General features: G+C 66.3%; 27 protein-coding genes, 4 tRNA genes and 2 pseudogenes. 16 read left to right on the plus strand and 17 right to left on the minus strand.

Features of this window, described 5'->3' with window-relative positions:
• The first annotated feature begins 21 nt into the window (after positions 1 to 21).
• A complete protein-coding gene (locus tag JX552_RS11780) occupies positions 22 to 588 on the plus strand; it encodes a hypothetical protein (RefSeq protein WP_205877583.1) in 567 nt (188 codons plus the stop codon).
• Positions 589 to 636: 48 nt separating this feature from the next.
• Positions 637 to 1,625 (plus strand): annotated as a pseudogene (locus tag JX552_RS11785) (IS3 family transposase); the annotation flags it as partial.
• A 1-nt stretch (position 1,626) separates the two neighbouring features.
• On the opposite strand, the pseudogene JX552_RS11790 reads toward JX552_RS11785, so the two are convergent.
• The 8 genes and pseudogenes from JX552_RS11790 to JX552_RS11825 all read right to left on the minus strand — a co-directional run.
• Positions 1,627 to 2,498: pseudogene (locus tag JX552_RS11790) on the minus strand (IS3 family transposase); the annotation flags it as partial.
• Positions 2,499 to 3,263: 765 nt separating this feature from the next.
• Positions 3,264 to 4,046: an IS21-like element helper ATPase IstB gene (gene istB, locus JX552_RS11795; RefSeq protein WP_205873160.1), complete on the minus strand. Its 783-nt coding sequence runs from the start codon at positions 4,044 to 4,046 to the stop codon at positions 3,264 to 3,266.
• 2 nt (positions 4,047 to 4,048) lie between these two features.
• Complete coding sequence (gene istA / locus JX552_RS11800; RefSeq protein WP_205873161.1) at positions 4,049 to 5,290, minus strand: IS21 family transposase; 1,242 nt, start codon at positions 5,288 to 5,290, stop codon at positions 4,049 to 4,051.
• 227 nt (positions 5,291 to 5,517) lie between these two features.
• Entirely contained in the window at positions 5,518 to 5,727 is a 210-nt protein-coding gene (locus JX552_RS11805) for a hypothetical protein (RefSeq protein WP_205877584.1), read from the minus strand.
• A 949-nt stretch (positions 5,728 to 6,676) separates the two neighbouring features.
• Complete coding sequence (locus JX552_RS11810; protein WP_205877585.1) at positions 6,677 to 7,129, minus strand: hypothetical protein; 453 nt, start codon at positions 7,127 to 7,129, stop codon at positions 6,677 to 6,679.
• Between the two features lie 140 nt (positions 7,130 to 7,269).
• A tRNA-Val gene (locus tag JX552_RS11815) sits at positions 7,270 to 7,344 on the minus strand.
• Positions 7,345 to 7,361: 17 nt separating this feature from the next.
• Positions 7,362 to 7,432 (minus strand) — tRNA-Cys (locus JX552_RS11820).
• A gap of 30 nt (positions 7,433 to 7,462) precedes the next feature.
• Positions 7,463 to 7,535: transfer RNA gene (locus tag JX552_RS11825), tRNA-Gly, on the minus strand.
• A 178-nt stretch (positions 7,536 to 7,713) separates the two neighbouring features.
• Between JX552_RS11825 and JX552_RS11830 the strand changes: the two genes are divergently transcribed.
• From JX552_RS11830 to JX552_RS11865, 8 genes are all read left to right on the plus strand, one after another.
• Positions 7,714 to 7,788 (plus strand) — tRNA-Val (locus JX552_RS11830).
• A 215-nt stretch (positions 7,789 to 8,003) separates the two neighbouring features.
• Positions 8,004 to 8,810, plus strand: a complete 807-nt coding sequence (locus JX552_RS11835) for a polysaccharide deacetylase family protein (RefSeq protein WP_205878383.1) — start codon at positions 8,004 to 8,006, stop codon at positions 8,808 to 8,810.
• Positions 8,811 to 8,894: 84 nt separating this feature from the next.
• Positions 8,895 to 9,281 carry a SpoIIAA family protein gene (locus JX552_RS11840; protein WP_205877586.1) on the plus strand — a complete coding sequence of 129 codons (387 nt, stop codon included), beginning with the start codon at positions 8,895 to 8,897 and terminating at the stop codon, positions 9,279 to 9,281.
• 124 nt (positions 9,282 to 9,405) lie between these two features.
• Positions 9,406 to 9,699 (plus strand): putative quinol monooxygenase, encoded by a 294-nt coding sequence (locus JX552_RS11845; protein WP_205877587.1) that lies wholly within the window; start codon positions 9,406 to 9,408, stop codon positions 9,697 to 9,699.
• Between the two features lie 39 nt (positions 9,700 to 9,738).
• On the plus strand, positions 9,739 to 10,029 hold the full coding sequence (locus tag JX552_RS11850; protein WP_205877588.1) for a hypothetical protein: 291 nt from the start codon (positions 9,739 to 9,741) through the stop codon (positions 10,027 to 10,029).
• Between the two features lie 250 nt (positions 10,030 to 10,279).
• The gene (locus JX552_RS11855; RefSeq protein ID WP_205877589.1) at positions 10,280 to 11,155 is read left to right on the plus strand and encodes a hypothetical protein; all 876 of its coding nucleotides are present in this window, start codon (positions 10,280 to 10,282) and stop codon (positions 11,153 to 11,155) included.
• Between the two features lie 204 nt (positions 11,156 to 11,359).
• Positions 11,360 to 12,142 (plus strand): sulfite exporter TauE/SafE family protein, encoded by a 783-nt coding sequence (locus JX552_RS11860; protein ID WP_205877590.1) that lies wholly within the window; start codon positions 11,360 to 11,362, stop codon positions 12,140 to 12,142.
• Positions 12,143 to 12,634: 492 nt separating this feature from the next.
• A complete protein-coding gene (locus JX552_RS11865; protein ID WP_241011011.1) occupies positions 12,635 to 13,096 on the plus strand; it encodes a hypothetical protein in 462 nt (153 codons plus the stop codon).
• Between the two features lie 12 nt (positions 13,097 to 13,108).
• On the opposite strand, the gene JX552_RS11870 is transcribed toward JX552_RS11865, so the two are convergent.
• Positions 13,109 to 14,215: a carboxylate-amine ligase gene (locus tag JX552_RS11870; protein ID WP_205877592.1), complete on the minus strand. Its 1,107-nt coding sequence runs from the start codon at positions 14,213 to 14,215 to the stop codon at positions 13,109 to 13,111.
• Between the two features lie 207 nt (positions 14,216 to 14,422).
• Between JX552_RS11870 and JX552_RS11875 the strand changes: the two genes are divergently transcribed.
• Positions 14,423 to 15,082: a TetR/AcrR family transcriptional regulator gene (locus JX552_RS11875; RefSeq protein WP_205877593.1), complete on the plus strand. Its 660-nt coding sequence runs from the start codon at positions 14,423 to 14,425 to the stop codon at positions 15,080 to 15,082.
• A gap of 7 nt (positions 15,083 to 15,089) precedes the next feature.
• Here JX552_RS11875 and JX552_RS11880 read toward each other — a convergent pair whose 3' ends face one another.
• Positions 15,090 to 15,515: an anti-sigma factor antagonist gene (locus JX552_RS11880; protein ID WP_205877594.1), complete on the minus strand. Its 426-nt coding sequence runs from the start codon at positions 15,513 to 15,515 to the stop codon at positions 15,090 to 15,092.
• A gap of 157 nt (positions 15,516 to 15,672) precedes the next feature.
• Between JX552_RS11880 and JX552_RS11885 the strand changes: the two genes are divergently transcribed.
• On the plus strand, positions 15,673 to 16,314 hold the full coding sequence (locus tag JX552_RS11885; RefSeq protein WP_205877595.1) for a TetR/AcrR family transcriptional regulator: 642 nt from the start codon (positions 15,673 to 15,675) through the stop codon (positions 16,312 to 16,314).
• Position 16,315: 1 nt separating this feature from the next.
• On the opposite strand, the gene JX552_RS11890 is transcribed toward JX552_RS11885, so the two are convergent.
• Entirely contained in the window at positions 16,316 to 16,984 is a 669-nt protein-coding gene (locus tag JX552_RS11890; protein ID WP_205877596.1) for a DedA family protein, read from the minus strand.
• A gap of 111 nt (positions 16,985 to 17,095) precedes the next feature.
• Here JX552_RS11890 and JX552_RS11895 point away from each other — a divergent pair, with 111 nt between their 5' ends.
• Together JX552_RS11895 and JX552_RS11900 are read left to right on the plus strand one after the other, a co-directional pair.
• Complete coding sequence (locus tag JX552_RS11895) at positions 17,096 to 18,733, plus strand: acyl-CoA synthetase (RefSeq protein WP_205877597.1); 1,638 nt, start codon at positions 17,096 to 17,098, stop codon at positions 18,731 to 18,733.
• A 118-nt stretch (positions 18,734 to 18,851) separates the two neighbouring features.
• Positions 18,852 to 19,286, plus strand: a complete 435-nt coding sequence (locus tag JX552_RS11900; protein WP_205877598.1) for a hypothetical protein — start codon at positions 18,852 to 18,854, stop codon at positions 19,284 to 19,286.
• Between the two features lie 99 nt (positions 19,287 to 19,385).
• Here JX552_RS11900 and JX552_RS11905 read toward each other — a convergent pair whose 3' ends face one another.
• Positions 19,386 to 20,051: a phosphotransferase-like protein gene (locus JX552_RS11905; protein WP_205878384.1), complete on the minus strand. Its 666-nt coding sequence runs from the start codon at positions 20,049 to 20,051 to the stop codon at positions 19,386 to 19,388.
• 207 nt (positions 20,052 to 20,258) lie between these two features.
• On the opposite strand from JX552_RS11905, the gene JX552_RS11910 reads away from it, so the two are divergent.
• The gene (locus JX552_RS11910) at positions 20,259 to 22,649 is read left to right on the plus strand and encodes a PE family protein (RefSeq protein WP_205877599.1); all 2,391 of its coding nucleotides are present in this window, start codon (positions 20,259 to 20,261) and stop codon (positions 22,647 to 22,649) included.
• A 9-nt stretch (positions 22,650 to 22,658) separates the two neighbouring features.
• Positions 22,659 to 23,423, plus strand: a complete 765-nt coding sequence (locus JX552_RS11915) for an IclR family transcriptional regulator (RefSeq protein WP_205877600.1) — start codon at positions 22,659 to 22,661, stop codon at positions 23,421 to 23,423.
• Here the strand turns inward: JX552_RS11915 and phtC are convergent.
• Genes phtC through JX552_RS11940 form a run of 5 tightly spaced genes read right to left on the minus strand, consistent with a single transcriptional unit; the run spans position 23,411 to position 26,960 of the window.
• Positions 23,411 to 24,136, minus strand: a complete 726-nt coding sequence (phtC, locus tag JX552_RS11920; RefSeq protein WP_205877601.1) for a 3,4-dihydroxyphthalate decarboxylase — start codon at positions 24,134 to 24,136, stop codon at positions 23,411 to 23,413. The two genes, JX552_RS11915 and phtC, sit on opposite strands and share 13 nt — an antisense overlap.
• Positions 24,133 to 24,927, minus strand: a complete 795-nt coding sequence (hcaB, locus tag JX552_RS11925) for a 3-(cis-5,6-dihydroxycyclohexa-1,3-dien-1-yl)propanoate dehydrogenase (RefSeq protein WP_205877602.1) — start codon at positions 24,925 to 24,927, stop codon at positions 24,133 to 24,135. Before hcaB ends, phtC begins: the two co-directional genes overlap by 4 nt.
• Positions 24,911 to 25,162, minus strand: a complete 252-nt coding sequence (locus JX552_RS11930; RefSeq protein ID WP_205877603.1) for a dihydrodiol dehydrogenase — start codon at positions 25,160 to 25,162, stop codon at positions 24,911 to 24,913. The genes hcaB and JX552_RS11930 overlap by 17 nt, the downstream gene beginning before the upstream one ends.
• Positions 25,159 to 25,680, minus strand: coding sequence for a 3-phenylpropionate/cinnamic acid dioxygenase subunit beta (locus tag JX552_RS11935; protein WP_205877604.1), 522 nt, complete (start codon positions 25,678 to 25,680; stop codon positions 25,159 to 25,161). The genes JX552_RS11930 and JX552_RS11935 overlap by 4 nt, the downstream gene beginning before the upstream one ends.
• A complete protein-coding gene (locus JX552_RS11940; protein WP_205878385.1) occupies positions 25,677 to 26,960 on the minus strand; it encodes a Rieske 2Fe-2S domain-containing protein in 1,284 nt (427 codons plus the stop codon). Before JX552_RS11940 ends, JX552_RS11935 begins: the two co-directional genes overlap by 4 nt.
• Positions 26,961 to 26,997 lie beyond the last annotated feature (37 nt).

The raw sequence follows: 26,997 nt of genomic DNA on the forward strand, positions 1-26,997 counted from the left end.
GGTCATCTACACTCCGAAACTGTGACCCTTTCGCAAGTGCGGCCTATCTGGGCCGCCGACTTTTCATTGAATGCGATTTGGGTCGCTACCGGAGAGTCGCCAGAATGGATCGCCCGCCGCACCGACGCACTCTTGTCCACATTGGCGTCTGCGCTGTCGATACCTAGCTGGGAAACACCACAGCATCAAGAATGGCGGGGAACGCCAGAAGCGTTGGCGGACATCGTAAGAAGCCACGTCACAACTGGAACATTCGGCGATCCGGAACCGGAGAGCGGCTATCTGTTCACGGTCTCAGGGAAAGGCCCTGCGGCTGCGCTTCATGTGCAAGTTTCAGCGGGATCGCGATCACAGGGACGACGTGTTCCCCTTCACGCCATCGCCATTGATGTACGTGAGATAGCGCCCGGCGGGGTCACAGCGGAGATGGGTGACGCGCTCTGCGCCGCTGTTGCCGAGGCTTGGACGCCTGCCGCCCTGAGTTTGTCCGACCTGCTGGTGACCCGCACGGCCCGCCGTGGCGGATGGAAGATCCCCGTCGGCTACCGAACGTGGGTCAACACAGAATTAGGAACGATAAGCCAGTGACCCGTCCCGGCGAGTCCGGAGACTCCCGATCTTGGGAGGATCTGGGTTATGGGACGTGTCAGCAAGTACCCCGACGAGCTGCGTGAGCGTGCCGTGCGCATGGTCGCCGAGGTGCGCCCGCAGTACCCGTCGCAGTGGGCGGCGATCACCGCTGTGGCGGGCATGCTGGGGATCGGGACACCAGAGACGTTGCGGACCTGGATCCGTCGCGCGGAAGTCGACACCGGCCAGCGGCCTGGTGTGACGACTCAGATGGCCGAGGAGAACAAGGCGCTGCGCAAGGAGATTGCGGAGCTGCGCCGGGCCAATGAGATCTTGAAAGCAGCGGCGATTTTCTTCGGGGCCGAGCTCGACCGGCCCGGGAAACGGTGATCCGGTTCATCGCCGAACACAAGGACCACCAGGTGGCCGGCCCCGACGGCGGGGCCGGCCTGCGCTGGGGTGTCGAGCCCATGTGCGCTGTGCTGTCTGAGCACGGTGTGCCGATCAGTCCGTCGACCTACTACGAGTGGATCGTCAAGATCCCGACACGGCGGCAGGTCCGTGACGCCGAGTTGGTCGAGATAATCACCGCGGCAAGGGAAGACAAGAAGCGGGGTCGCTTTGTCCAGACGTTGGGGTCACGCAAGTTGTGGATCTGGCTACGCGGTCAGGGCCACGATGTCGCCCGGTGCACGGTCGAGCGGATCATGGGCGAGAACGGTTGGGAGGGCGCGCGGTACGGGTCCAAGCACAAGACCACCATCGCTGACGACGCTCATCGGCGATACCCGGATCTAGTGGACCGTCGCTTCTATGCCGCGGCGCCAAATCGGTTGTGGGTGGCCGACTTTACCTATGTGGCGACCTGGATGGGGTTCGTCTACGTCGCATTCGTCATCGACGCCTACAGCCGCCGGATTCTGGGCTGGCGAGCCGCCAGATCCATGACCACCGACCTGGTCCTCGACGCCATCGAGCATGCGTTCTTCACTCGCGCTCAGGACGGCACCACCACCTTGCGCGGGTTGATTGCGCACAGCGATGCGGGCAGCCAGGACTGCCCCTGTCGGAGTGAACGATCGTCGCGACGGGTGACCGCAGCGCGACGGCATTGTCCAGGGCTGCCACCGCCAGCGAGGACTTCATCCGTGAGTCGATCGAGTAACCCACAATCCGGTTGGAGTACACGTCCTTGATCGCACAGAGGTAGAGCTTGCCCTCATCGGTCCGGTGTTCGGTGATGTCGGCCAGCCATACCTGGTTGACGGTGTGGGCGCTGAACTGACGCTGGACGAGGTCGTCATGGACCGGCGGGCCGGATCGGCGGTTCAGTCCACGTTTCTTGGCGAAGATGGACCAGATCCGCTCCTGGGAGCACAACCGTGCGACACGGTTCTCCCCAGCAGTGATCCCGCGCTCGGGAAGTTCGTCGGCGATGAATCGGTAGCCGAAGGCGGGGTCATCGGCGTGGATGTCGCGGGCGGCGTTGATCAGGTGCGCATCGTCCCAATCACGCTGCGACAGGGGTGTTTTGCGCCATTTGTAGAACGCCTGGGTGGAGAATCCCAGGACCCGGCAGGTCACCGTGACGGGTATCCCGTCGGCGGCAAGGTCGAGGACCAGCGGGTACATCATTTTGGGTTGGCGTCCCGCGACAGGTAACCGACCGCGCGGCGCATCACCTCAGCTTCCTGCTCGAGGAGCTTGATTCGCTTGTGCGCTTCGCGCAACTGCGCGGCCACGTCGTCGGGGGCGGCCGGTGACGCGGGCCGGCCGAGGCCATCCTCACGGTCGGCGATCTTGAGCCAGCGATGCAGGCAGGCCTCCGAGATGCCGAAGTCTTTCGCGATCTGGCGCAACGGCGCCTCACCCTTGCGGGCCACGGCGATGACATCGGCTCGGAACTCGGCAGGAAACGGTTTCGGCACGAGAATGATCCTTCCAGCAAGGACGAATCCTCACAGGTCAGGAGTCAACCAAACCGGGGTCAGTCCCCACCCCACCAAAGGCAGGGTGATCCACGAAATACAGTCTCCGGACTCGCCGGGACGGGTCAGACCGCCTCGCCCCACGGTGACAGAGCGGACACCGCATAGAGTTCCGTGAAGAAGCCCCCGGATGCCCCTGGCGGATATTCGCAGGAAACTTGTGGTGACCCGATCGCGCCATCGGATTCTTCGTCACGTCTTGTCCGCTCGCCCCTGCTGGGGCCACTCGGCAATGTGGAAGGGCGATTGGCCGGCGTTGACCACCTTCTCGCCAACAATCAAGACGGAGTCAGTTTTGGCCGCCTCGCTGCCAGCGAAGTCAGAACGTTCCACGCCAGCGAAACGCGCCCTCCAAGAAGGTGCCCCGGCGACTGCCAGAAGCGCGGCCAGGGTCACGCAAGCATGTGTACCTCCCTGCCGGGAGTGCTGGGCAGACTACGGCATGCTCCAGTCGCTGTCTTCGACGGGCACAGCTTTCATGACGCTCCCGGTTACCGGAATCGGCCATTCGCCGATGCCATACGGAACGGCAACCATGTCTCCGAGAAACGCGCCCCCGGGGCCGGCGCCCGAACCGGTCAATGTAAACGTCGTGCCCCGCCAGACGAAGAGGTCTTTTCCCTCGTAGACGCCCGTGGCGACTGTTGACGACGGTCGAAAACTAGGCCACAGACGACGGTGAAAAGTAGGCCACGTGGTCGGTGGTTATTGTGCCGTGTTGTCGGCTCTGGCGGAGGGCAGGGTGTCGATTCCGGTGTCTTTGAGCCGGTAGCTGGAGCCTTTGAGGGTCAGGACGTCGGCGTGGTGGACGATGCGGTCGATCATCGCCGCGGCGACGACTTGATCTCCGAACACGTCGCCCCAGCGGGCGAAGGGCAGGTTCGAGGTCAGAATCAGCGAGGCGTGTTCGTAGCGGCTGGAGACCAGTTGGAAGAACAAGTTCGCGGCGTCCTGTTCGAAGGGGATGTATCCGACCTCGTCGACGACGAGAAGGCCGATGCGGCGCAACTTGGCCAACTCGACGGGCAGTCGCCCCGCGGTGTGGGCGGCCTTGAGGCGAGCGACCCAGTCCACCGCGGTGGCGAACGCGATGCGATGCCCGGTCTGGGCGGCTTTGATGGCCAATCCGATGGCGAGGTGAGTCTTGCCGGTTCCCGGTGGGCCGAGCAGCACCACGTTGCGGGACCTGGCCAGGAACGCACCCGTGCCTAGGTGGGCGACCATGTCCCGGTTCAAGGCCGGTTGGTGATCGAAGTTGAAGTCTTCCAACGACTTGCGCGTCGGAAACCCCGCCGAGCGGATGCGGGTCGCCGCACCGGAGGCTTCCCGGGCCGCGACCTCCCGGGAAAGCACCGCCGCCAGATACTCCTCATGAGTCCAGTTGGCGTCACGGGCTTGCTCGGCGAGCCGGGCGGCGGCGTCGCGGATGCGCGGCGCCTTAAGGGCCTGGGCGTAATGCAGGACGGATTTGATCGGATCCTCGGCCATGATCACGCCACCTCCCCGTCGGAAGTGACTGTTGCCGTGGTGAAGTCGACACCGAACGCGCGGTCGTAGTCGGCCAGATCACGGACCAGGTAATCACCGACCACCGGTGGTGGGCCGGTTTGGAACTGTCGACGCAATGCTGCGGCAGTCGCGACGTGGGTGGGATCGGTCAGCGTTTGTCGTACCGCCCAGCAGCGGTCATGAGCCGCCAGCTGGCGCCCCGCTCGGGTCACCACCACCTGATTCAAGGTGGTCCTCACCTCGACGAGCTGTCCGATCGCATGCGGGTCCACGGAGTAGTCGTTGCCGGCCACCCGCACGTAGTAGTCGCGCCCCAGCCGCACCGAGGTCACCGCCTCGGTGACCGGCGCCACGGGCGGCAACGCCAGCATCTGGGCTCGATCGCCGTCGAGGAAGTCGACCGGACGACCATCGAGGACCCGCACCCGACGGGCGTTGGCGGTCGGAAGCCATTGGCCCAGTTGAGTGTTGAAGTCCGCTGGCGAAGTGAAGCTGCGCCCCGGCAGGAACGAGGTCTCCAAATAGCGGTTGGCTCGCTCCACGATCCCCTTGGATTCGGGGTCATAGGGTTTGAGTTGCACCAGCCGCGACCCGAGCGTGCCCATCAACGCGGTGACCGGATCGGTCAACCGACCGCGGCGTCCGATCCCGGCCTCGTTGTCCCACCACAACTCATGGGGTGCCGCGGTGAAGCTGCCCGAGAGTAGCTGCCACATCCCGGCCACCAGGTCCATCGTCTGACGCGAGGGCAGCATCATTGCGGCGATGAACCGGGAGAACGCCGCGACCATCACCAGCACCGGCAGCATCGCCTCCTGGCCGAACCCGACCGCGATCCTGGGTGCCGGGAACCACAGGTCGCACTGAACCGCTCGCCCCGGAGGATGGTCGAGGCGGTCAACCGGATCGGCGAGCAGGTGCTCCGGGCGGATCGCTCGGACCCGCTCGCGGAACCAGGAGATCGAACCCGTCCACCCGACCCGCTCGGCGAGCACCGTCGCCGGCATCTGCGGATAGGCCGACAGCAACGCCCGGATCCGCGGCTCCACCTCGCTGATCGCCGACGGCGCCGAAGCTCGCTCGTACTTCGGTGGACCATCGCCGGCCAGCGCCCCGGCCACCGTGTCACGCGCGATGCCGAGCTGGCGTGCAATGGCCCGCTGCGACAAACCCTCGCTGCGATGAAGATGCCGGATCAACGCCCAGTCTTCCAAGGAGATCACCCATCCAATCTGATTGGGTGGCCTACTTTTCAACCGTTGCGAGTGGCCGGACTTTCAACCGTCGCCAACAGGCGACTTGTTCGACCACCATCATCATGTCAACGCCGTCGGGCGTTGTTCGGAAGATCTGGTCACCTACCGCGATCGACGCAGCTGAAACTTTCTTTTGTCCTCCGAGCTTCACCGTGCGATACCGCTAACGGCCAAGATTGATTTGGCGAACGGCATCATGAATTCTCTCGACTCTTCCGAACCATCTTCTTGACCTCGGATTCATTCGGGACGGCCCCCATGTCCTCGAGCTGCCTCTTAACGCTCTGGACCGCGTCGCTCTCTGAACCCTCGAGCGGCACTCGGACTCCGCCGGAAAACTTCTTCTGCAGATCGCGCTCAAGCTTCTTCATTCCGGCCGTGTTGATCCTGAACTTGCCGCCCATGGCGAGCCCTCCTTGGTTAATGGGACCACCCACTCCGAGTGATCCTTCGGATAAGTGTGCCAACAGCCACCGACAAGACCGGACATCTGAACCTCCCGCTGGGAGCAGCGGTCTTGCTCTTGACGCACCTAGGCGGGCAATCGGTCGATCGATTCCGCGTGGTTGGGGTTGGCGATGTCAACGTAGATCGCGATGGTGTTTAGCTGGGCGTGGCGCATCAGGGCCTGTGCGCGGGTCGGTGCCGCTGTTCACCAGGCTGGCCGGGGATACCCGCCCCTCCATGGCGTCGCCGATGAGGTCAGCATCACTCCGAGAAAAGATCGGCTGGCCGGTGCGGCGGGAGTTCCCGGGGAACCACCAGCCCCGGCGCGGCATTCCCCCGCGGCCTCGACCCGGGGTGGATGTAGGGGCAGTTCCGCCGTCACATTGCCCTTGCCGGTGACGTGCAGCGGGCGGGCCATCGGATCAACGTCCTCGCCGCGGGATCTTTGCGATTTCGTGAACACGCAGGCCGGCGAATGCGGCCAGCAGGATCATCACCCGGGTTCGCCGGTGCATCCGTAATGCCAGCAAGTTGCTCAGCTGCTCATCGGTGATCGGTCGGGGCACGCCTTTCGGCGCCTTCGGACGAGGGCAGGTTCCCCGCGGTGTTGACGCCGTCGTTCTCACCCCAGCATCGATAGAACGTGTGAATGTATCCGTAGTAGGCGGCGCGGCTGTTCTGCTTGAGCCGCCTGCGACCGAGGAATCGCGCAATATCAAGTGGCCGAACAGATTCGACGCGCGTCCCCGCGAACTTTTCCAAGCGGCGGAGCACATTGATCGTCTCGGAGATGGTCCGATTGGAGCGGCCGGCGCCGCGCAAGTACAGCTCCCACTACTCCCAACGCGGTCAACCCGCCGTCGTCATCACCAGCACCAGCATCGGGCACCAGCCGCAGGACGGCGCTCACCGCAGGCGCTCCAATTCGTCGGCGGCCGTCGCGATCATTGCAGCGAAGCTGCGCGCCTGATCAACGCTGAGCGGCTCCCGGTCGTCGGCCAGCACGAACAGGGACCATTGGACGGTGCCGTCGCTGGCCTGCACACCGTCCAGATAGACGGTCGAGTCGGAGCCGGGGCGGTCCTCGGACCGGCGGGAAAATTCCACGGTGCGGGTCCAGATGCCTGCGTTGTCGGCCTTCCAGTGACCGGGTGCCGTGCAGCCAGCCGGGAGTGGGATGTGCCCGAACCTATAGGCGTCATTGAGGTTCTGGCGTGCCTCCCACCGGCCTCGTGAAGTAAGGTCTTGCCCGTCTTCTGGGGTTCGCAGAAGTTGCTCGTGGCATTCGAAGCGCAGCACCTGGGATCTCGTCAGTTGACTGGACAGATCCCGCCAGGTGGTCGCGGTGTCGTCGTTCATCGCCCCGCACGGGGGAGGGGGTGATGCGGTGGGCATGACTAACCTCTCGGGTCGAACCCGAGCTGCCGAACCAATCTGGCATGTATCTGGCATGCCGCTGAATCTAAGGCGTAAAAAGCTCGTCTGAACTGCACAAACTCTGGTGCGCGATACTGGGATTGAACCAGTGACCTCTTCCGTGTCAGGGAAGCGCTCTCCCGCTGAGCTAATCGCGCTGGGGGATCGAAATCGGAGGTGGAGACGGGAATCGAACCCGTGTGCACGGCTTTGCAGGCCGTTGCCTCACCACTCGGCCACTCCACCGCTGGGGATTGATGCCAATTCGCACCTTCGAGCGGATGACGGGATTCGAACCCGCGACCCTCACCTTGGCAAGGTGATGCGCTACCAACTGCGCTACATCCGCGCGCAACGGGCGAGATCGTCGCCCGGTGCGAAGCACGACGATAGTCCAGTGAACCGGCCCACACAAATTCCTTGGTCAGAGCGTGTCGAAGACGGCCCAGGAGGGGCTCAGCAGGCCTGGGCCGCCCGGCCTATCCGACGGTCGTGTTAGTCTTCGACGTCGTTCGCCTCTCGGCGCCGGTCCCGTGGCTCAGTGGAAGAGCGTCCGCTTCACACGCGGAAGGTCGCTGGTTCGATCCCAGCCGGGACCACCACAAAAACTCTGCAGGTCGACTCCGCCGAATCACGGCCGGACCGGCGCCCGATTGCAGGCTGACCACTCCCAGGTCACAAGTTCGTACCCGACGGCGACACCCGAGAGCGGCGCGGTCAATCGCAGTGGCCGGCGCCCTACCGTGTCAGGCACTTGCAAGGCTATCCATATCGCCTGAAACGGCGCGGCGGCCAGAGGAGCGCACCCGTGAGCGAACTGGACCGGCGGCGGTTCCTGCTCGCCGTGGCTGCGACCGTAGCGGCGGGCGGGATGCCAGCGGCTCGCGCCGACGTGCTCGGTGCAGCGCCCGATCCGGGCCCTTTGCGCCCCAACGTGCTGCCGCCGCCTGACCCTGGGTCACGGCTGCCACTGCCCAGAGGCGCGGTACTGAAGCAACTCCCCGGTGGCGGCGACCTGCTGGCGTGGACGGTCGATGACGGCGCCGACAGCGACGTGGTGCGGCTCTACACACAGTTCGCCAAGGACACCGGTGTCCGGCTCACCTATTTCGTCACCGGCGGCTATCGCGCGTGGGCGGACAATGCAGCGCTGCTGCGCCCGCTCGTGGAATCCGGTCAGATCCAATTGGCCAACCACACCTGGACCCACCCGGACCTGACGCGGCTCTCGCCGACCCGGATCGAAGAAGAGCTGAACACCACGGATGTGTTCCTGCGCAACACCTATGGCGTGGACGCCGCCCCGTACTTCCGTCCCCCGTACGGCCACCGCAATGCCGCGGTCGATGCGGTAGCGGCCGATCTGGGCTATCGGAATCCGACCCTGTGGAGCGGCGACCTGCGGGATTCCGCGCTGCTTCCCGAAGCCGTGATCGTGCAACTGGCGCAGCGATATTTCACCCCCCAGAACATCGTGATAGGCCACCTCAACCACGCGCCGGTCACCCATGTCTACGGGCAACTGGTCGAGATCATCCGCGCACGCTCGCTGCGCACCGTCACCCTCAACGACGTCTTCGTTCCCCCTGGGAGTTCTTACCCCACAACGGGATTGCCCCACTGACGGTGCCTTCGCAGAACCGTTGCGCGGCTGCTTTGGCACGGGTTGACTGGGCCGGGGGCGTCCCGAGATGGAAAGAAGAACCCGATGATTGAACTGTTGCCAGACATGCCGCAGGGAGTGACCGGCATCCGCGTATCGGGCCGACTGCGCGGCGATGAGCTACGCGCGATCAAGCCGAGCCTGCATGAGCGGCTGAACGCCGGTGATATCAGGATCGTCGAGGTCATCCCGTCGGATTACGAGGGTTTCGGGCCCGGTGGGTTGATCGAAGACCTGAAGCTCGGCTTCGGCACCGTCCTGCCGCATCATTCAGCCTTCACGCGGATCGCGATCGTCACCGACCTCGACTGGGTTGCTCATGTGCTGCATGCTCTCGCGTGGATCGTCCCGGGCGAGCTCGCGGTATTCGGCCTCGACGCGCTCGAGCAGGCCAAGGAGTGGGCGGCCGGCCGAGGGCGCGACGACGGATAGATCACTTCAGACTGCCGAGGCTGAGAGCCTGCAGCGAAAGTGCGAGAGCAGACCTGCAAGAATTCAGACTCGGTGATGCGGCCAACCGAGCCCACCCCATTTCAAAGGGCGACAAGGAGACGACATGGCGGTCATAGTGATTCTCGAGCTCCAGTTCAAGCCCGAGTCGGTGGCTGCCGGCCGGGAATTGATGAGCCGGACGCTCGAGGTCACTCGCGGGTTCGACGGCAACGTTCAAACCGACGTCTGGGTCGACGAGGACGACGAGGCGCACTGGCTGATCTACGAGGTCTGGGAATCCGTCGAGCACGACGAGGCTTACCGTCGTTTCCGTGCCGGCGAAGGCAAGGTGACCGAGCTTCCCCCGCTGTTGGCCGAGCCGCCGAACAAGAAGCGATACAGCATCGCCGACGTCTAGTGAAGGCGAGCCGGGCAGCGTTGGCATACCGTCAACCGTATGAGCTTCAACGAGGGCATCGGCACGCTCAAGCTTGAATGCCCGCAAGGTCATCCGGTGGGCCGGATTCTGCGCGAAAGTGCCCACCAGTCAGTCCAGTACGACCCCGGCGCCGTGGTGGGCCCGCGCCGATTCTGGCCGCAGGAGGGGGAGCAGACTCGCTTCACGACGCAATGTCGTTTCTGCGATAAGCCGGTTGGCGAAGCCACTGCGGCGCTGCGGGACAAGTTCGGCGAACTGCTCGCAGACACCGTCGAGACCTACCGCACCACCACGCTGCCCTACCTCTAACGCCCCGGAAGCCGGTGCGAAATCACACCTGTCCCGATTTCGGACGTGCCCGTCGGTCGTCAAGCGCGAAGTGAAATGCCAAGCGCCGCAATATCTCTTGTCCGGGTCCTGGCACTATTGGACGGCTGCCCAATTATTCCGCTCGTATTCACCCATGCTGATATCACCGGCTGTTTATTGATTTCGTAGGGTTCATGAGGAAACGTCTAGGAAAGCGCACGACACCACGTCCATCGAGCACGGAGATTTCATGACGCCAACCCGCAGACACCCACTGGGCGTCCTCGTCGCGATCGTGGCGAGCCTGGCCGCTGTCGCATCCTTCGGGGCCCCACCGGCACACGCCTTCTACGTCAAGTACCACGAGACGATCACCCGCAACGCACTGCCAGCCGATCAGGTCAGCCAGTTGGCGGTCAACCAGATCCTCATCGGTCCGCCGCCGGGCGGCGGTGCCATGGGCAGCGACGCATTCGCCACTGACGAGTTCCGCCACCTCGACAACTCGATCAATCCCGTCGACATCTGCAATCGCGCCCGCCAGGCGTGGGACGTCTTCTCGCCCATCGTGCTCAGCGGGTCAGTGCTCAACGGCAACGTGGAGGCCGACGGGCCAGGCGCCCGGGCGGCATTCGGTGCCCTGCTCCACACCCAGCAGGACTTCTACGCCCACTCCAACTGGGTCGAGGAGAACGTCGCCATCGGACAGCTGGACCGTCTGGCGCCACCGATCTTCCCGACCTGCAACCCCGCCGACTTCCCGGCAGATCTGCACACCGGCTACTACAACATCGACTTCTCCCAGCAGTTCCCCTTGGAGGGCTGCCCGGCCGGCGGACCGCCGCCCGGATTCCAGGAGTGCCACACCGTGTTGAACAAGGACGGCCCGCGCACCACGCGTGGCAGCCAGGTCATCCCGGGCACGACCATGACGATGTATGACCTGGCCGCGAAACTGGCCACCCAGGCCAGCACCAACCTCTACACCACGGTGCGTGACTGGGTCGCCAACGAAAACGGGCAGAACGCCGCGGTCCAGCTGTTCCAGCAGGGCGGACCGATGCCGTCGCTGAACAGCCTTCCGAACATCCCCAACATCCCCAACCTGCCCTACACCGGTAGTTAGGCCGACGCGGCGGGTGCTCGGGTCGATTCCGTCGCTCCACGCGCCGTGGGCGGCCGCTCCGAGCGCACCGCCGATTCATCGCACGTCGCGACGAACTAATCTGCGCTGTCGGTGAACCGCGTCGGACCTGCGATCGACGCGCGGTGTCGCGTGTTCGGCGCGCACGACGATTCATCGATACCGGCTTGCGTCTAGGGTTTTCGGGTGTCGGTTTCCCACATGATCTTGATCGGACTGGCGGGGCTCGGGGCCGGCGCGATCAACGCGCTCGTCGGATCCGGCACCCTCATCACCTTTCCAACCCTGGTCGCGCTCGGATATCCGCCGGTCACCGCCACCATGTCAAACGCGGTGGGACTGGTCGCGGGTGGCGTTTCGGGAACCTGGGGTTATCGCCGGGAATTGCGCGGACAGTGGGATCGGCTGCGATGGCAGATTCCGGCGTCGCTGGCAGGGGCGGTGCTGGGTGCTTACCTGCTGTTGCACCTGCCCGAGAAGGTCTTCACCCGAATCGTGCCCATCCTGCTGGTGCTGGCATTGATCCTGGTGGTGATCGGACCAGGCATCCAGTCGTGGGCTCGTCGGCGTGCCGAAGATGCGGGCCGCTCCGCTGATCACATCTCATCGAGGAGAATGACGGCACTGGTGATCGGTACCTTCGTCGTCGGCGCCTACGGCGGTTATTTCACCGCCGCGCAGGGCATCCTGCTGGTCGGTGTGATGGGTGCTTTGTTGCCGGAATCGGTGCAGCGCATGAACGCAGCGAAGAATCTACTCACGATGATTGTGAATATCGTTGCAGCGCTTAGCTATACGCTGGTCGCCTGGGATCGCATCAGCTGGCCGGTGGCCGGATTGATCGCCGGCGGCTCCCTGATCGGAGGATTGATCGGTGCCCGCTACGGACGGCGGCTGTCACCAAATGCGCTGCGCGCCACCATCGTGGTGGTCGGATTGCTCGGTCTGTACCGGCTGCTCACCGTGTAGGAGGGCCCGTGCAGGCATACGATCGGCAATGCCGGTTACACCTGCTGAGGATGCCATCGCCGCGACCCGGGGGTGTCAGCGGTGCCTGCCCAGGCTATCGCGCACTGCACGCCAAAGGCACCTGCCCTGCGCGGGCAAGGCATCTCGACGGCTCGCCGGTGCCGATCTGGTGCGGTTCTCCAATGGATCGGGCAACCCGCTTAAGGCGGCGCCGTACCTGCCTGATGATGAACTCCGGCGGCAAGATGGGGCCGGCGGGTGCGGATGGGGCGGCAGCAAACACCCTCGACGACGCCACCGGGGCCGCCGACTGCCTCGTCGGAACGTGTGGCCAAAGCGGGCCGCACCTGGTGAATCGCATGCTTCTGGGGCTGCGGCGGACGTAGGATTCGGCGCATGTCGACCGCAATCACCGCAAACCCGGCGCCCTCGATCCCGTTGCACGAACGTCGTCGCGATTGGTTTTTCATCATCGCTTTTTCATTTTTCGCCATGACCTCGCTGGTCGTCGACACCATCAACACGATTGGGCCGCCCAGACGGGATTCGTGGTACGTCGTCGAGCAGTTCCTCTTCGAAGACGGCAACGAACGGTTGGTGCTGGAGAATCCGCGCTTCGTCCAGATCACGGTTGGGTTCGTCTCGGCGATTCTGTTCGGCATCTTCTACCTGGTGCTGATCTACGCCTTTGCGCGTGGCCGCGATTGGATTCGGCTGCCGGCCGTGTTCTACGCGGGGATGGTGGTGATGGGCACCGGCGTGTACCTGGCTGTCGGCATCCTCGGCGACGCTGCCCTGTTCCAGCGGGTCTGCGGACCGGGCACGACATTCGACTACAAGTTCGCTAATCCCGTTCTGTCGCTTGCCTATAACCTGCCCTACCCGCTGGTGGCGCTGCTGCTGGTGGCGCGCATGTGGCGCGATCACCCATTCACCCTCCGCGCGTCGCAGTAGGCCGTGACCGACTCAGCCGATTGTCGCCGCCGCGGCGTCCTCAATGACGTCCAGCGCCGAGCCTCGGCGCTGCCACGATCGACGTTGCCGCATCGCCCCGTTGCCAACCTCGGTGACCCGGTCCAATTCGTCGACGACATGGTGGTATTCGTCCAGGGCGTCCAAGGCCGGACGGACCCGGCGCACCAACGCGCTCAACTGCTCGCGCACCGGCACCGCCCCGCGGCCGCCGACCAGATCCAATGTGGTGCCGCTCAGTCCGTCGTGGGCGGCCTTCCAGTACGCGGCCCGCAGGGCGGCCGGCGGCAACCGGTCGACGCGGCGATCACGCTCGTCCACCGCCGTGATCACGGCCGCCCGGATCAGCGTTGCCAGCAACACGGTGTCGGCGGCCGTGGCCGGCACATCGGCCACCCGGACCTCGACGGTCGGAAAATCCGCTGAGGGGCGCACGTCCCAATAGACCATCCCGGCATCCAGGATCACCCCGGTATCGACCAGCATGCGCACCGTCTGGTCGTACTCGTCGATCGAGGCGAAATACGGCGGCGCGCCGGCGACCGGCCAGCGCCGCCACAGCACGCTGCGCCAGCTCGCATAACCCGAGTCGCTGCTCCGGTAGATCGCCGAATTCGCCGACAGTGCAAGCAAAGTCGGTAGCCACGGCCGCAGCCAGTTGCCGGCGTGGACGGCCGCGCCGCGGTCGGGCACCTGGACATGAACGTGGCATCCACAGATGCCCTGCTCATGGGCCACCATCCCGAACTGGTCCCCGATCTGCCCGTAGCGCGGTGTGTCGGTCACCGGGAACTCGTGCGGCGTCACGGGCGGCAGTCCGAGCGCCAGCAACCGGACACCGACGGCTTCGGCGGCCTGTGCAGCCGTGCGGCGCAGTGCCGTGAGTTCGGTGTGTAGTTGTGCGGCACTGGTCGAGACACTGGACGTGGTCTCCACTTGGCAGCTGGCCAGCTCCAGGTCCAGTTCGACGCCGCGACGTTCGGACTCGGCGGCCACCTCACGATTGCGGGGCGCCGGCTCGCCGGTTTCCGGGACGACCAGGAGAAATTCTTCCTCCACGCCGACGGTCGGAAGGTCGCCCTCCGAGCGCCGCGTGCTCATCTCCGCAACCTACCCGAGCAAGGTCGCCACACACCGGACTTCATTGGTGTTGCCCCTGAGAATTTCGCCATTCGGCGATTTCCCAGTACAAACCGGCCTCGTTGGGGACAATGGCTCGAAGGGAACCGGGGGTTCGGCCCTTACGGGGTCTCTTGGGTGGGTTCGGCGAGCGTGCACAGCACGTCCCAATGAAGGAGCGATCTAGCAGTGTTGAGTCCCCGCTTGCAAGAACACGACTACGTCCTTGATTCCACCGAGGACCTGGTCGCCCAGGACGGCATCGAAGCCGTGACCATTCGTGCGCTCACCAAAGCCACCGGCATTTCCAACGGCGCGATCTACCGCACCTTCGAATCCCGTGGCGGCCTGCTGGGCCGGGTCTGGATCCGCGCGGAACGCCGTTTCCTCGACCAGCTGACCAGTCTGGTCGAGGAGGCCAGGACCCGGCCTGGCAGTGAACCGCTGGACGCGATCTATGCCGCCGCGGAGACCTCGCTGCTGTACCCGGACCTGTACCCGGGGTCGTCGGCGTGCCTGATGACGGTGCGTCGCGACGACATCGTAAGCCAGCCGATGCCGGCCGAGATCGCCGATCATCTGCGGGCTCTCGAGCGTGAACTGGCCGCGGTGATGGCCCAACTGGCCGAAGGTCTCTGGGCGCGCAGTGACGAGAGCGCAGTCGATCTGGTCGCGGCCTGCATTATCGATCTGCCGAAGTGGATCGGCCTGCGGGGTGGCCGATACAGCCTCCCCGTCCTGCGTGATTACCTGCGCGCGGCGGTTCGATCGGTGCTCGAGGTGGGGCCGCCGCCGACCGCCGCCGGCCGCGAGTTGGCGGCCAGCGGCGCTCGCCACGGTGCGGCGTAACCGTCTTTCAGCAGATCGTGAGAGCGTTGTCCACCGTCGGAAATACCGGTAACAGCGCGCTCAACCCGCAGGCCTCGATGATGCGCGTGACGATCGGCGCGTGGGTTACCAGCCGCAGTTCGATGCCGCGGTTACGACACTGTTGGGCGGCGTCGGCAAGTACGCCGTAGGCGCAGCATCCCATGAAATCGACGTCGGTCACGTCGACGACAAACGGTCCCGGTGCGGTGGTGGTGGCTGCCGCTTCGGTCACTAGCTGGCGCCAGGTGTCCTCGTTGCAGGCGTCGATTTCGCCGCCGGCGTGGATCACCACCGCATCGCCGCTGCGATCGGTGATCGCGCGAAGGGTGCTTCGCGGCTCGCCGAGTTGGTAGACCAAGCGGGTACTGAGGGTGAGATGTGTGGAAAAAGATTCAGCAATGACCAGGCTCATGGTGCACTCCTATTCGGCTGGCGTAAAACACGCCGCGAAGGATGCCCGTCCTGCGCATCTGAAGACAGACAGATAATTCGCCCTGTGAGTATCAGTTCTATAACAAGACAGGGCGGTCTGTCTACGTGGCGGGGGTAAGAGTACGGTAAGTCTCGTTATGACAACGCCCGACGTCACGGGTCTCGCCGTGCCCACCGTGCCCGCCCGCGAACGCATCCTGAATGCCGCCTACGAGCTGTTCAGCCGGCGCGGAATCCGGGCTGTCGGCACCGAGGAAGTGATCGAGCGCGCCGGAGTGGCCAAAGCGACGCTCTATCGGCACTTCCCGACCAAGAACGCGCTGGTCTTGGCGGTGCTCGAGCGGCGGGAGCTGCGCTGGACGCACGGGCTGATCGAGGCGCGGTCCGCCGCCATGGGCGAGACTCCCGAGGACCAGTTGCTGGCCATCTTCGACGTCCTGCACCAGTGGTTCCACGACCGTGACGGCTACGAGGGGTGCTCCTTCATCAATGTGCTGCTCGAGCTCGGGGCCGACCACCCCGCCGGAAAGGCGAGCATCGCCCACATCGACAACGTGCGGCAGATTGTGCTCACGCGCGCCGAGGCAGCGGGATTGCGCGACGTCGAGGATTTCGCGCGTTCCTGGCAGATCCTGATGAAGGGCGCGATCATTCTCGCGGCGGTCGGCGACTTGGAAGCCGCCCTCCGGTCCCGCGCCATGGCCCGCACCCTCATCGAACAACACCGTCCGCAGGGCGATCTCGCCCTCGAGCAAGACCGGGAAAGGGCGCTGGGATAGCTCAGGCGGCCTTTTCCGGCGCCGGGGTTCCGGTCTTGCGGTAGTGCTCTTCCTCGAGTTCGGCGATCGCGCGGGATGTGCGCTCGCGCAGCAGGATCGACGCGGTGACGCCGCAGATGACGGCGATGCCCAGAGCCACCCAGGAGAACCGCGACATCCAGCGCTCGGCGGCCACGCCCGCGTAGTAGACGAGGGCGGTGGTGCCGCCCGCCCAACAGATGCCCCCGCCCACGTTGGCCGCCAGGAATCGGGGGTAGGGCATCTTCAACGCGCCGGCGAGCGGCCCGGCGAAGATGCGCAGTAGCGCGATGAAGCGGCCGAAGAACACCGCGCGCACACCCCAGCGGTTGAAGGTCCGTTCGGCGAGGGCGACGTGTCCGGGGCCGAAGTGTTTGGGGAACCGGCGCCCGAGCCGGTCGAACAGCGGCATGCCGAACCGCCGCCCGATCGAGTAGCCGATCGAGTCGCCTATCACCGCGCCGATCACCGCGGCCGCACCAACGCCGATCGGGTTGACGCCGATTTCGTGATGCGAGGACATCAACGCGGCGCTGACCAACACGATCTCGCCCGGCAGCGGGATGCCCAGGCTCTCCACTCCGACGACGCCGCCGACCAGCAGGTAAATCGCGAGCGGCGGGATTGAATGCAGCAGGGCGTCCAGATCCATGGGTAAAGGATGCCTGACCGGCGCGCCCTGTGCGGCGCAACGGTGTCAGATGAATCCGCGGTGTCGATACTGTCGTGGGGTCACGACGTCAGGACGGCTCGGGAGGTTCACGTGGAATTCAACCTTGCCCAGGTGGTTTCGGCGGTGGCCGCGGCCAATCCCGACCGGGACGCCATCGTGTTCGGTGACCGGCGGTTCACCTTCGCCCAAACCGAGGAACGAGCCCGAAGGTTCGCGCGTGCTCTGCACCAGTGGGGGTTGGGCGCCCACCGGGAACGCTCGGAGTTGGCGCCGCACGAATCCGGCCAGAGCCACCTCGGCCTGTATCTGGCCAACTGCAACGAGTTTCTGGAGGGCATGCTCGGTGCGTACAAGGCCCGCGTCGCGCCGTTCAACATCAACTACCGCTACGTCGCCGACGAGTTGGTCTACCTTATCGGCAACGCGGAGGCGGACGCCGTGCTGTACCAGGCGCGTTTTGCGCCGACCCTGGCCGTGGCGCTTGAACGGGCACCGGGCCGGCCCCGCCTGATCCATGTCGACGACGGGTCCGGCAATGCGCCGTTACCGGGAGCGGTGCGCTACGAGGAGTTGCTGGCGTCGGTTTCCGACGAGCCGTTGAGCGTCGTGCCGTCGCCGGACGATCTCTACATGCTCTACACCGGCGGGACCACCGGACTGCCCAAAGCGGTGCTCTGGCGGCAGAACGACATCTTCATGAACGCCATGGGCGGGAAGGCTTTTGGCACCGGAGAGCCGGTGCGCAGTCTGCACGAAATCATCGAGCGGTCGCGGCCCGAAGGGCCGGGATCCATGACGGCCGCACCACTCATGCACGGGGCGGCGCAATGGGCGGCATTCATCAGCCTGTGCGCCGGAAGGCCGTTCGTGATGGCGCCGACCACCACTCATCTGGATCCGGCCGAAGTGTGGACGCTGGCCAGTCGCGAGCGGGTGGTGTCGTTGTCGATCGTCGGAGACGCGTTCGGCCGGCCGCTGCTCGACGAACTGCAGGCCGGCTCCTATGACCTGTCCGGTCTTTTCGTATTGGTCACCGGCGGGGCGGCGCTGAGCGCACCGCTCAAGCAGCGGTTCGTGGAACTGCTGCCGCACCTGACCATCCTGGACGCGGGGGGCTCCTCGGAATCGGGCGCGCAGATGGGACAGGTCTCCAGCGCGGGACAGCATGCATCGGGCCGGTTCGCGCCCAACCCGGGTGCGGTGGTGGTCAGCGAGGATCTGACGCGGATCCTGTCGCCGGGTGACGACGAGATCGGCTGGCTCGCCCAGCAGGGCCAGATTCCGCTGGGATACCTCGGCGATCCGGCGAAGACGGCCAAGACGTTTCCCGTCATCGCCGGAATTCGGCACTCGGTCCCCGGTGACCGGGCCCGCTGGGATGCCGACGGACAGATCGAGCTGTTGGGCCGGGATTCGGTGACCATCAACTCCGGTGGCGAGAAGATCTTCGCCGAGGAGGTCGAGGCCGCGATCAACGAGCACCCCGCCGTCTACGACGTAGTAGTGACCGGCCGTCCCAGTGAGCGGTGGGGAAACGAGGTCGTCGCGCTGGTGCAGTTGGCCGACGGCGCACAGGTCGATGCCGAGGCCATCATCGCCGAAGCCGCGCGTCACATCGCCCGCTACAAGCTGCCCAAAGAAGTCATCTTCTGCGCCAAGCTGCAGCGGTCACCGTCGGGAAAGGCGGACTACCGATGGGCGAAAGCTCTAGTTGCACAGGATAATTGAAGAAACCTGACGGGTCTTCGCCCCGATGCCAACCGCCGGAACTGGTGTTACCGGTGTTGCAGACCCCGAGTTGTCGGTGCCCGAGTTGTCGATGCCGGTGTTGTAGCAGCCGGACAGGTTGCTGCCGACCTTTCCGAATCCTGAATTCGTCACGCCCACGGGGTTTCCGAGCTGCCGAGGCCGGTGTCGACCGACCCCGCGTTCCAGAACCCGTGCCGCTGCCGAAGTTGGTGGAGCCGACGTTGCCGCTGCCCACATTGGCGTTACCGTAATTTCCGCTGCCCAGGTTGGATTTTCAGGTATTGCCGCCGCCGACGTTGTTGTCGCCGGTGTTTCCCGCGTCGAGATTTTGGCCGCCGTCATTGCCGATGCTGGTGTTCAGATTCGCCAGACCCGCCGGTGCCAGGGAAGCAACTCGGCCGCGATGGCCCTTTTGCGTTTGTCGTATCCGTCCGGGACGACCGAAGCAGAGGCAGGTATCAAGCGTTGCGGCGAGACGATACGCCGGACCGACCGATCATCGGCGAAAAAACAAGCGGCCAAAGGAGATTGAGATCGGACCCATCGCCGCGCGAACGGGGGCGCCGCGTTGCCAACCAGCCTTGATTCCCCGACCACTCTGCAACGCGACGCGAGGCTACCGTATCCGAAATCACGGCGCCGTATGAGCGTTTTCGGCGAAATGTGTTGTCGGCAGCAAGCGCTGGCGCAACCGGTCGAATGCCTTCGGCTCCGGACAGGCTCGGTACAGCCCGTCGAGGCGCCGCGCCAGCACGGCGACGGGAGTCGTGGTGGTGTCCACCTCGAAGTCGTATTCGGCGTCGGCGTGGGCCGCTCGCGCGCTGCCACGGTTCCAGCCCGGATACCGGTTGCCACGCTCCTGCTCCCGGCGCGCCCCCTCGGCGTCGGACACGTGCACGCCCACCATCCATACCTGGCAGCCCTGGAAAACCTCCAACGCGTCCAGCAGCCAGTCTCGCTTCCAGATCACGTCGTCGGCGATGACGTTCATACCGTTGTCCAGGTAGGCCCTGATGGCGTGGTGGCGGGCACGCATCGCGCGGTCGAGCAACGGGCCGGGATGCACGGTGAAGTACTCCAGGCCGTCGTCCTCGACGGCGCTGTCCCACGTGTAGTACTCGGGGCGCACCCGGGCCAGGTCGAGTTGCTCGGGCGGCAGGGCGAGCCAGAACACGTCGATGCCGAGGTGGATCCAGCATTCGCCGGCCACATCCTGAAATGCCTGGGCAAGCGACGTCTTCCCGGCACTGGATCCGCCGTTGAGGATGATGAGCCTGCCTGGTGCGACACCCGCCATAGGGGCCAGAGAGTAGCGCAACAGCCGGTCCAGCGGACCGGTTTCGAGACGGCCGGTCACCTTGCCCTGGATTTGCTGCAGCTCACGGTTGCCGGTGACGGCAGGTCCGAGGCTGCGGTCGGCCAAATGACCGTCGAAGCGTCTGCCGCGGGTCTAGGATTTGGCTGCCGCGTGCGTCGACGGCGCGCGACCGTCGGGAGGTTGCAGATGTCGTTTGTGATGGCGATGCCGGATGTGGTGTCGGCGGCCGCGTCGAGTCTCGCGGAAGTCGGGTCGGCTTTGTCGGTGGCCAATGCCGCTGCCGCGGTACCGACTTCGAGCATCGTTGCGGCGGCCGGCGACGAGGTGTCGGCAGCGATTGCCGCGTGGTTCGGGGCACACGCCGTGGGTTATCAGAGTGTCAGTGCGCAGGCCGCGGTGTTCCACGAACAATTCGTGCGGTCGCTGACGGCGGCGGCGGGTGCCTACCCGGCGGCCGAAGCGGCCAGCGCGGCGCCGTTGGAGAGCCTGCTCGCGCTGATCAATGCTCCCACCCAGGCTCTGCTCGGCCGACCGCTGATCGGCAATGGCACTGACGCGCCGGCCTTTTCCGGGGCGCCCGGCGGCCCGGGTGGGTTGCTGCTCGGCAACGGCGGGCGCGGGGGCTCAGGTGCGGCCGGCCAGGCCGGCGGTGCCGGTGGAGACGCCGGCCTGATCGGCAACGGCGGCATCGGCGGGGTGGGTGGCGCGGGTGTGGCCGGGTCGGGGGCTGCCGGAGGCGCGGGCGGTCGCGGCGGTTGGCTGATCGGCAACGGTGGCACCGGCGGGTTCGGTGGCGCGCAGGGTGCGACGGTCGTCGGCGGGGTGGGTGGGGTCGGAGGCACCACCGGCCTGTTCGGCAGCGGGGGAACGGGTGGCCACGGCGGCGTGGGTGCCACCGGTGGTGTCGGTGGTGTCGGCGGTGTCGGCGGCGTGTTCGGGAACGGTGGTTTCGGCGGGGACGGCGGCAACGCAGCGGCCGGCGGGATCGGTGGTGCGGCCGGCCTTTTCGGTTCCGGTGGTGTCGGGGGCGTGGGTGGTGCCGGGGCGCCGGGCGGTGACGGTGGCGCCGGACCGCTGTTGGTCGGTAGCGGCGGTAACGGCGGCGCGGGTGGAGCGGGTGCTGCGGGCGGAAACGGCGGCATCGGCGGGACGCTGTTCGGCGACGGCGGCGCTGGTGGACAGGGTGGCGCCGCGGTGGCGGGGGTGCTGGGTGGAACGCCCGGCAATGGCGGTCATGGGGGCCACGCCAACTGGTTCGGCTCCGGTGGTGCCGGCGGACAGGGCGGTACCGGTCTGAGCGGGACGGCGGGGGTCAACCCCACTCCAACCGGCACGGCCGCACCCGGCACCAGCCCGGGTAGCTTGCCGATCGTGGTCGCCAACGCGGGTGACGTCACAGTAATCGGCGCGGGCGGCGGAACTGGGGTCGGTGGGGGCGCCGGCGAAACAGGCGGCACCGGCGGAACCGGCCAGGGCGTGATTGTGACGGTCGATTTGCTGGGCGTGGGAGGAGATCTCTCTGTTTCCACGGGCAACGGCGGCGATGGAGGCCTGGCCGGTGTTGGCGGCGACGGCGGCGCCGGGGGGATCGGCGGGGGTTCGTTGGTCGTGAATAGCGGCCCGGTCACGGGTGCCACCACCGTCTCCGGAGGAGCCGGAGGCAACGGCGCTCCGGGCGGGCCCACCGGCGGCTCGGGTGGCGCCGGCGGCCTGGGCGGCTTCGCCAACAACCCGTATACCGGTACCGCGACCGGCGGCAACGGTGGCAGTGGCGGGGTGGCCAGTACGGCAACCGGGGCCAGCGGCGGTGGCGGCGGCACCGGCGGCGCAGGCGGCACCGGCGGTCACGGCGGAATGTTCATCGGCAACGGGGGTGCCGGAGGTGCCGGTGGCATCGGCGGCACCGGCGGCACCGGGGCGTCCGGCTTTGCCGGCGGCGCCGGCGGCGGCGGTGGCTCCGCCGTCAACTCCGCCACCGGCCAGGCGTTCGGTGGCAACGGCGGCACCGCCGGTCAGGGGGGCATCGGCGGAGCCGGCGGTACGGGCGGTACCGGCGGTCTCGGCGGGAACGGCGGGGCAGCCGGGTTCATCGGGATCGGTGGTGCCGGCGGCGCCGCGGGAGCCGGGGGAGTCGGCGGCATCGGCGGCATCGGCGGTGCCGGCGGCGATGGCGGCGCGGGCGGGGGCGTGACGATGACGGCCGAACCCGCCGGTGCGATCGGCGGCGACGGCAACAATGGCGCCCTCGGCGGAAACGGCGGCGTCGGCGGTGCCGGCGGTGCCGGGGGCAGCGGGGGTGGCAGCGGCGGCGCCGGCGGTCTGATCGGATGGGCCGGCGGATCCGGAGCTGCCGGCGCCGGTGGTTCGGGCGGGGTAGGCGGTCAGGGCGGTGCCGGTGGCAGTGGCGGCGACGGCGGGGATGCGACGACGGGTGGCGCCGTCGGCCTCGGTGGCAATTTGGCATTGGGTGGACAGGGTGGCCTGGGCGGTGCAGCCGGAGGGCCTGGCGGCAGCACCGGCATCACCGGCCTGCTGGGCGTGCCGGGCAGTAACGGGAAGGCCGGGCAATTCGTCTAGGCTCGGCGGGTGCGGAATGAAGTGCCGCAATACCCGATCGAGTCAGTCGACAACGCGCTGAAACTGCTGTTGCTCCTTGGCGAGCAGCCACAGATCCGGCTCAGCGAGGCCACCCGGTACCTTGGCGTGGCATCCTCCACCGCGCACCGACTGCTGGCGATGCTGACTTACCGCGGATTCGTCCGCCAGGACCCGCAATCCAAGGCATACCTTCCCGGTCCGGCGCTGACCAGCGTGGCTTTCGCGATATTCGGGCGCGTCGATATCCCGCGCACCGCCATGCCCGTGATGCGTGGTCTCAGTGAACGCCTCGGCGAGTCCATCCACGTCGGCATGCTCGACAGCGCCGTCGTGCGCTTCGTCGCGGCAATCGAGGGCCCCCGAGCGGTCCGGGTGGCCTCTCGGTTGGGGCGCACCCTGCCGGCGCACTGCACCTCCACCGGCAAGGTCCTGTTGGCGGGGCTGCCGGAATCCGAACTGCGGCAATTGTTTCCGGATGATGAATTGGAGCGTGTCACGGCGCGATCGATCGACAGCCGGGCCCGTCTGGACAGCGAGCTGTCCCGTATCCGCCGGCAGGGTTACGCCACTAACCGCGAGGAGAGTGAGGAGGGCGTCGCCTCGGTGGCGGTGCAGATCCCGACCAGAGCGCCCGGATTGCGGCTCGCGCTCAACGCCGCCGCTCCGCAGCAACGGCTCCCTGCTTCGAAGTACCCGTCGGTGGCCGCGGCGCTGAGTGAGGCCGCCAGCGAGATCGGCGATCAGCTGGGCTGAGCGGGCAGGCGGGCGACCTCGTGCCGCCAGGCAGAGTCGACGTTGAAGCCGGAACCCAAGTCCGGCACATCATCCCAATCGGCGTCGGCGATCTCGCGCAGCGTGCCGCCGGCGGCGCGCACCCGTAACGACATGCGGGCCAACGCATCGACGCTGATTGCTTGCAACACCGCCTGTTTGACGCCGGCCGCGGCGCTGGTGATGCCGTGGCCGCGACAGATCACCACCGGCCGTCCGCCCATCGCCGTAGCCATCTCCTTGCCGAGTTGAGCCGTCCGGATCAACACCGCACGTTCATAGACCGGAACCCCGCCACGCGCCAACCACGCGCCGGGGATGTCGAAGGCTCCGTAAATCGGCCGGATCGCGATGCCGGCCAGGTCCGCGGCGACGACGGCGGGCGGGTGCAGGTGCGCGACGGCCCGATGCTTCGCGTCGGCCCGCATCGTTTCGATATGGATCGGCAGCTCGTTGGGCACCCGGTAGCCGTCGAGTTCTCCTGGGGCGCCGGCGGTTCCGTCGACGGTGATCAGCCGGATGTCGGCGGGACGGGTGAAGGCCACCCCGGTGTCGCTGTCGCTGCGGCACCGGATCAGCAGGTGCTCGTCGTCGACGCGCAGGCTCAGATGACCGAGCATGCCGTCGACCAGACCGCGCGCGGCGGCCACGCGACAGCCCTGGGCCACCAGCGCGCGTTGCGGTTCCAGGCTCATTTCCGCCCACCCAGGCGGAACCCGCCGTCGGGGTGAACGGTTTCCCCGGTGATACCGCGCGAACGGTCCGAGGCCAGGAAAACGTAGCTCCACGCATGATCGGCGCCGGTGAGTGCGACGTTGAGCGGGCTACGGGCGGCCAGATCTGTTGCCCGGTCCGGGGAGTCGTCGAGGCGGACATCGTCGAGGCCGAGACTGGCCAGCCCGCGCAGGTCGGTGTTCAGGGTCCCGCCGGGGGCCACCCCGTTGACCCGGACGTGCGGCGCCAGGTCGTGTGCCAGGGCGGTGACAAGCCCGCGGACCGCGAACTTCGAGGACACGTACAGGACCCCGCCGCGCCCCGGGTAGTAGGCCGAGGTGGACTCGGTCAACACGATCGAGGCCCCGCTCGAGCTGCGCAGTGCCGCAACCGCGGCCTTCACCGACTGCAGGTGACTCAGTACGTTGGTGCGGTACATCTCGTTGAAAGCGGCGGCCAGGTTGTCCGCTTCGATGTCGTCGATTCCCCGGTAGAAGTCGAACACTCCGACGCAGTTGACCAGCGTGTCCAGGCCCCCGAGAGTCTCGGTCGTCACGGCGACCGCCCGGTCGTTGTCGGCGCGGTTGGTGGCGTCACCCCGCACCACGGGGACCTCGGACAGTTCTTCGCGCAGTCGTTCGCACTTGTCCGGATCGCGTTCCAGAACGGCGACTTTCGCGCCCTCGGCGATGAACGCGTCGACGACCGACCGCCCGATGCCCGAACCGGCGCCGACCACCAGGGCCCGTTTGCCGTCAAGCCATCGGGTCATCGCCGTCCTCTGGTTCGTCCGGCAGCAGCGGGGCCTGGGAGTTGCCGACCATGGCCGCCAGCGTACGGGGGTTCTGCCAGGTGAGGGCCTCGACCTCGAGGGCGTCCAGCGTGATCGACCGCCCACTGCGCGGGCAGCGGATCAGTAGCCGCGAGCCGTTGCGCGTGTCGACCCGCTGCACGACGACTTCGGTGAATTCGTTCGCCACCGTGATGGGCTCGCCGACCGGGTTCACAGGAATACCGCCAGGTTCTGCATCCGCAATACCGATTCGTCGGCAATGATTGTGCGACGGGCCAACTTCCACCGATTCTCGCTCTGATCCCAGCGCAGCAGGTCGTCGCGGCCGCAGGACAATAACGCGCTTTCGTTGGCGTCACCGCGGCTGCGAAACAGCAATTCCGCCGACTGCACGACCAGGTGCGTCGGATCCTGTTCGAAGGTGCGCACGTTGGTGATGAAGTGCCGCAGCCGCGACGGGGGATCCTCGGCCCAGACATGCTCGGTGCGCATCCGGGCGACGCGCTGGGTCAGCGAATACTTGTCCTCGGCGAAGTGGTCCATGCCCGGTGAGGTGTCGAATCCGGCGCCGCGGGCGGTCGTGACGCGCACCGGCATCACGTAGCGGACGTCGTCGGTCAGGGTGTCCAGCCACGCCTGGTACTGCTGCGCGTCCAGCAGATACGCCTCGTCGACCAGAAACTGGTGCGCCTGCTGATGTCGAATGTCGTTGAACGGCAGAGCTCTTCTCATGCTGACTCCAGCTGCCGGGCCCACAGTTTGAGCAACTCGCGCTGGTTGTACTCGTTGTAGCCGACCTGCGCTCTGCCCGGCCCGTGGAACGCATCCGGGGGCAGCGCCTCGATCACCGGGCGATCGTCGGACAGCAGGCCCATCCGGCTGTTCAGCAGCAGTCGCCGAGCCATGGACCCGCCCGCCGTGGTGGTCAGCGACACCCAGTTCTCCACGTCATCCTGCTCGAACATCCCCGTGGATCCGAAGCACATCAGATACGCCTGGTACGAGTCCTTCTTGAACTGCTCCGGCGCCGCCGCATCCACGGCGAACCACGAACACACCTCGGTCTCGTTCTCGCTGATCGGCTGCCACTGCCGGATCGAGATGAACGGCAGCACTTGATCGCTCTCAGGCAGCTTGGGCCAGTTGTGTACGAAGCTCAGGTTCGGGAAACAGGTTGCGGCCGAGAACATGAAGCCGTCCTGCGCCACCACCTGCTGTTGCATCGGCGACCACACCGCTTTGATCCGTTCGATCATCTCGTCGGGGTAGCCCACGTAACGCATGCGCTGGTCGAAGTCGCCCGGCGGCAATTTGTAGGTGGTTCCGCCGCCGCGCTGCGCCCAGTATGTGGCTCCGTCTTTGCGCTTCTGCGCCTTGGGCTCACGAAACAGACCGATCTCGACGATCGAGGCATGGGTATGCGGAGTGTGATACATGTCGCCGGAAAAGTTCTCGGCGCCGATCTTCCAGTTGGCCTTGATCCTCCAGCGCTGCGGACCTTTGACGTGCAGTCCGTGAGTGCTCTGCCTGGTGTAGAAGTCCAGATAGAACGCGAAGTCGCCGAGGTATTCGCGCAACGGCCGCGCGTGCGGGTCGAGATTGACGAAGATCAAACCGTTGTAGGTTCCCAAATTCGGTGCGGACAAGAGGGTTTGGTTCTTGTCGAAGCCTTCGTCGCCGCCGTATGCCTCGCGATGGAACGGCAGGCCGGTCAGGCGCCCGTCGTTGCGGTACGTCCAACCGTGGTACGGGCAGCGGAAATTGGACGCATTGCCCATCTCGGCCCGGCACACCTGCATGCCGCGGTGCAGGCACATGTTGAACAGGGCCCGGACCTGGCCGCCGGAGTCGCGGGTGATGATGAACGAATCGTCGAGCACGCGGCGCACCACATAATCGCCGTCGTGCGGGATTTCCGACTCGTGCGCCACGAACATCCATGCCCGGCTGAACAGGCGCTCCTTTTCGAGCGCGAACAGTTCCCGATCGTTGTAGATGTGCGCCGGGATCATGCCCCGTCGGACATGGTCGAGCACCTGCGTCAAGCCG

Origin of the sequence: Mycobacterium gordonae, from assembly GCF_017086405.1 — a bacterium.
Classification (GTDB): Bacteria; Actinomycetota; Actinomycetes; order Mycobacteriales; family Mycobacteriaceae; genus Mycobacterium; species Mycobacterium gordonae_D.

Excerpts from the sequence above, each read along its gene's own strand:
- istB (WP_205873160.1), bottom strand. The coding sequence starts at position 4,046 with ATGGCCGAGGATCCGATCAAATCCGTCCTGCATTACGCCCAGGCCCTT.
- JX552_RS11805 (WP_205877584.1), bottom strand. The coding sequence starts at position 5,727 with ATGGGCGGCAAGTTCAGGATCAACACGGCCGGAATGAAGAAGCTTGAG.
- JX552_RS11810 (WP_205877585.1), bottom strand. The coding sequence starts at position 7,129 with ATGAACGACGACACCGCGACCACCTGGCGGGATCTGTCCAGTCAACTG.
- JX552_RS11840 (WP_205877586.1), top strand. The coding sequence starts at position 8,895 with ATGATTGAACTGTTGCCAGACATGCCGCAGGGAGTGACCGGCATCCGC.
- JX552_RS11845 (WP_205877587.1), top strand. The coding sequence starts at position 9,406 with ATGGCGGTCATAGTGATTCTCGAGCTCCAGTTCAAGCCCGAGTCGGTG.
- JX552_RS11850 (WP_205877588.1), top strand. The coding sequence starts at position 9,739 with ATGAGCTTCAACGAGGGCATCGGCACGCTCAAGCTTGAATGCCCGCAA.
- JX552_RS11855 (WP_205877589.1), top strand. The coding sequence starts at position 10,280 with ATGACGCCAACCCGCAGACACCCACTGGGCGTCCTCGTCGCGATCGTG.
- JX552_RS11865 (WP_241011011.1), top strand. The coding sequence starts at position 12,635 with ATGACCTCGCTGGTCGTCGACACCATCAACACGATTGGGCCGCCCAGA.
- JX552_RS11870 (WP_205877592.1), bottom strand. The coding sequence starts at position 14,215 with ATGAGCACGCGGCGCTCGGAGGGCGACCTTCCGACCGTCGGCGTGGAG.
- JX552_RS11880 (WP_205877594.1), bottom strand. The coding sequence starts at position 15,515 with ATGAGCCTGGTCATTGCTGAATCTTTTTCCACACATCTCACCCTCAGT.
- JX552_RS11885 (WP_205877595.1), top strand. The coding sequence starts at position 15,673 with ATGACAACGCCCGACGTCACGGGTCTCGCCGTGCCCACCGTGCCCGCC.
- JX552_RS11890 (WP_205877596.1), bottom strand. The coding sequence starts at position 16,984 with ATGGATCTGGACGCCCTGCTGCATTCAATCCCGCCGCTCGCGATTTAC.
- JX552_RS11905 (WP_205878384.1), bottom strand. The coding sequence starts at position 20,051 with ATGGCGGGTGTCGCACCAGGCAGGCTCATCATCCTCAACGGCGGATCC.
- JX552_RS11910 (WP_205877599.1), top strand. The coding sequence starts at position 20,259 with ATGTCGTTTGTGATGGCGATGCCGGATGTGGTGTCGGCGGCCGCGTCG.
- phtC (WP_205877601.1), bottom strand. The coding sequence starts at position 24,136 with ATGAGCCTGGAACCGCAACGCGCGCTGGTGGCCCAGGGCTGTCGCGTG.
- hcaB (WP_205877602.1), bottom strand. The coding sequence starts at position 24,927 with ATGACCCGATGGCTTGACGGCAAACGGGCCCTGGTGGTCGGCGCCGGT.
- JX552_RS11935 (WP_205877604.1), bottom strand. The coding sequence starts at position 25,680 with ATGAGAAGAGCTCTGCCGTTCAACGACATTCGACATCAGCAGGCGCAC.
- JX552_RS11940 (WP_205878385.1), bottom strand. The coding sequence starts at position 26,960 with ATGATCCCGGCGCACATCTACAACGATCGGGAACTGTTCGCGCTCGAA.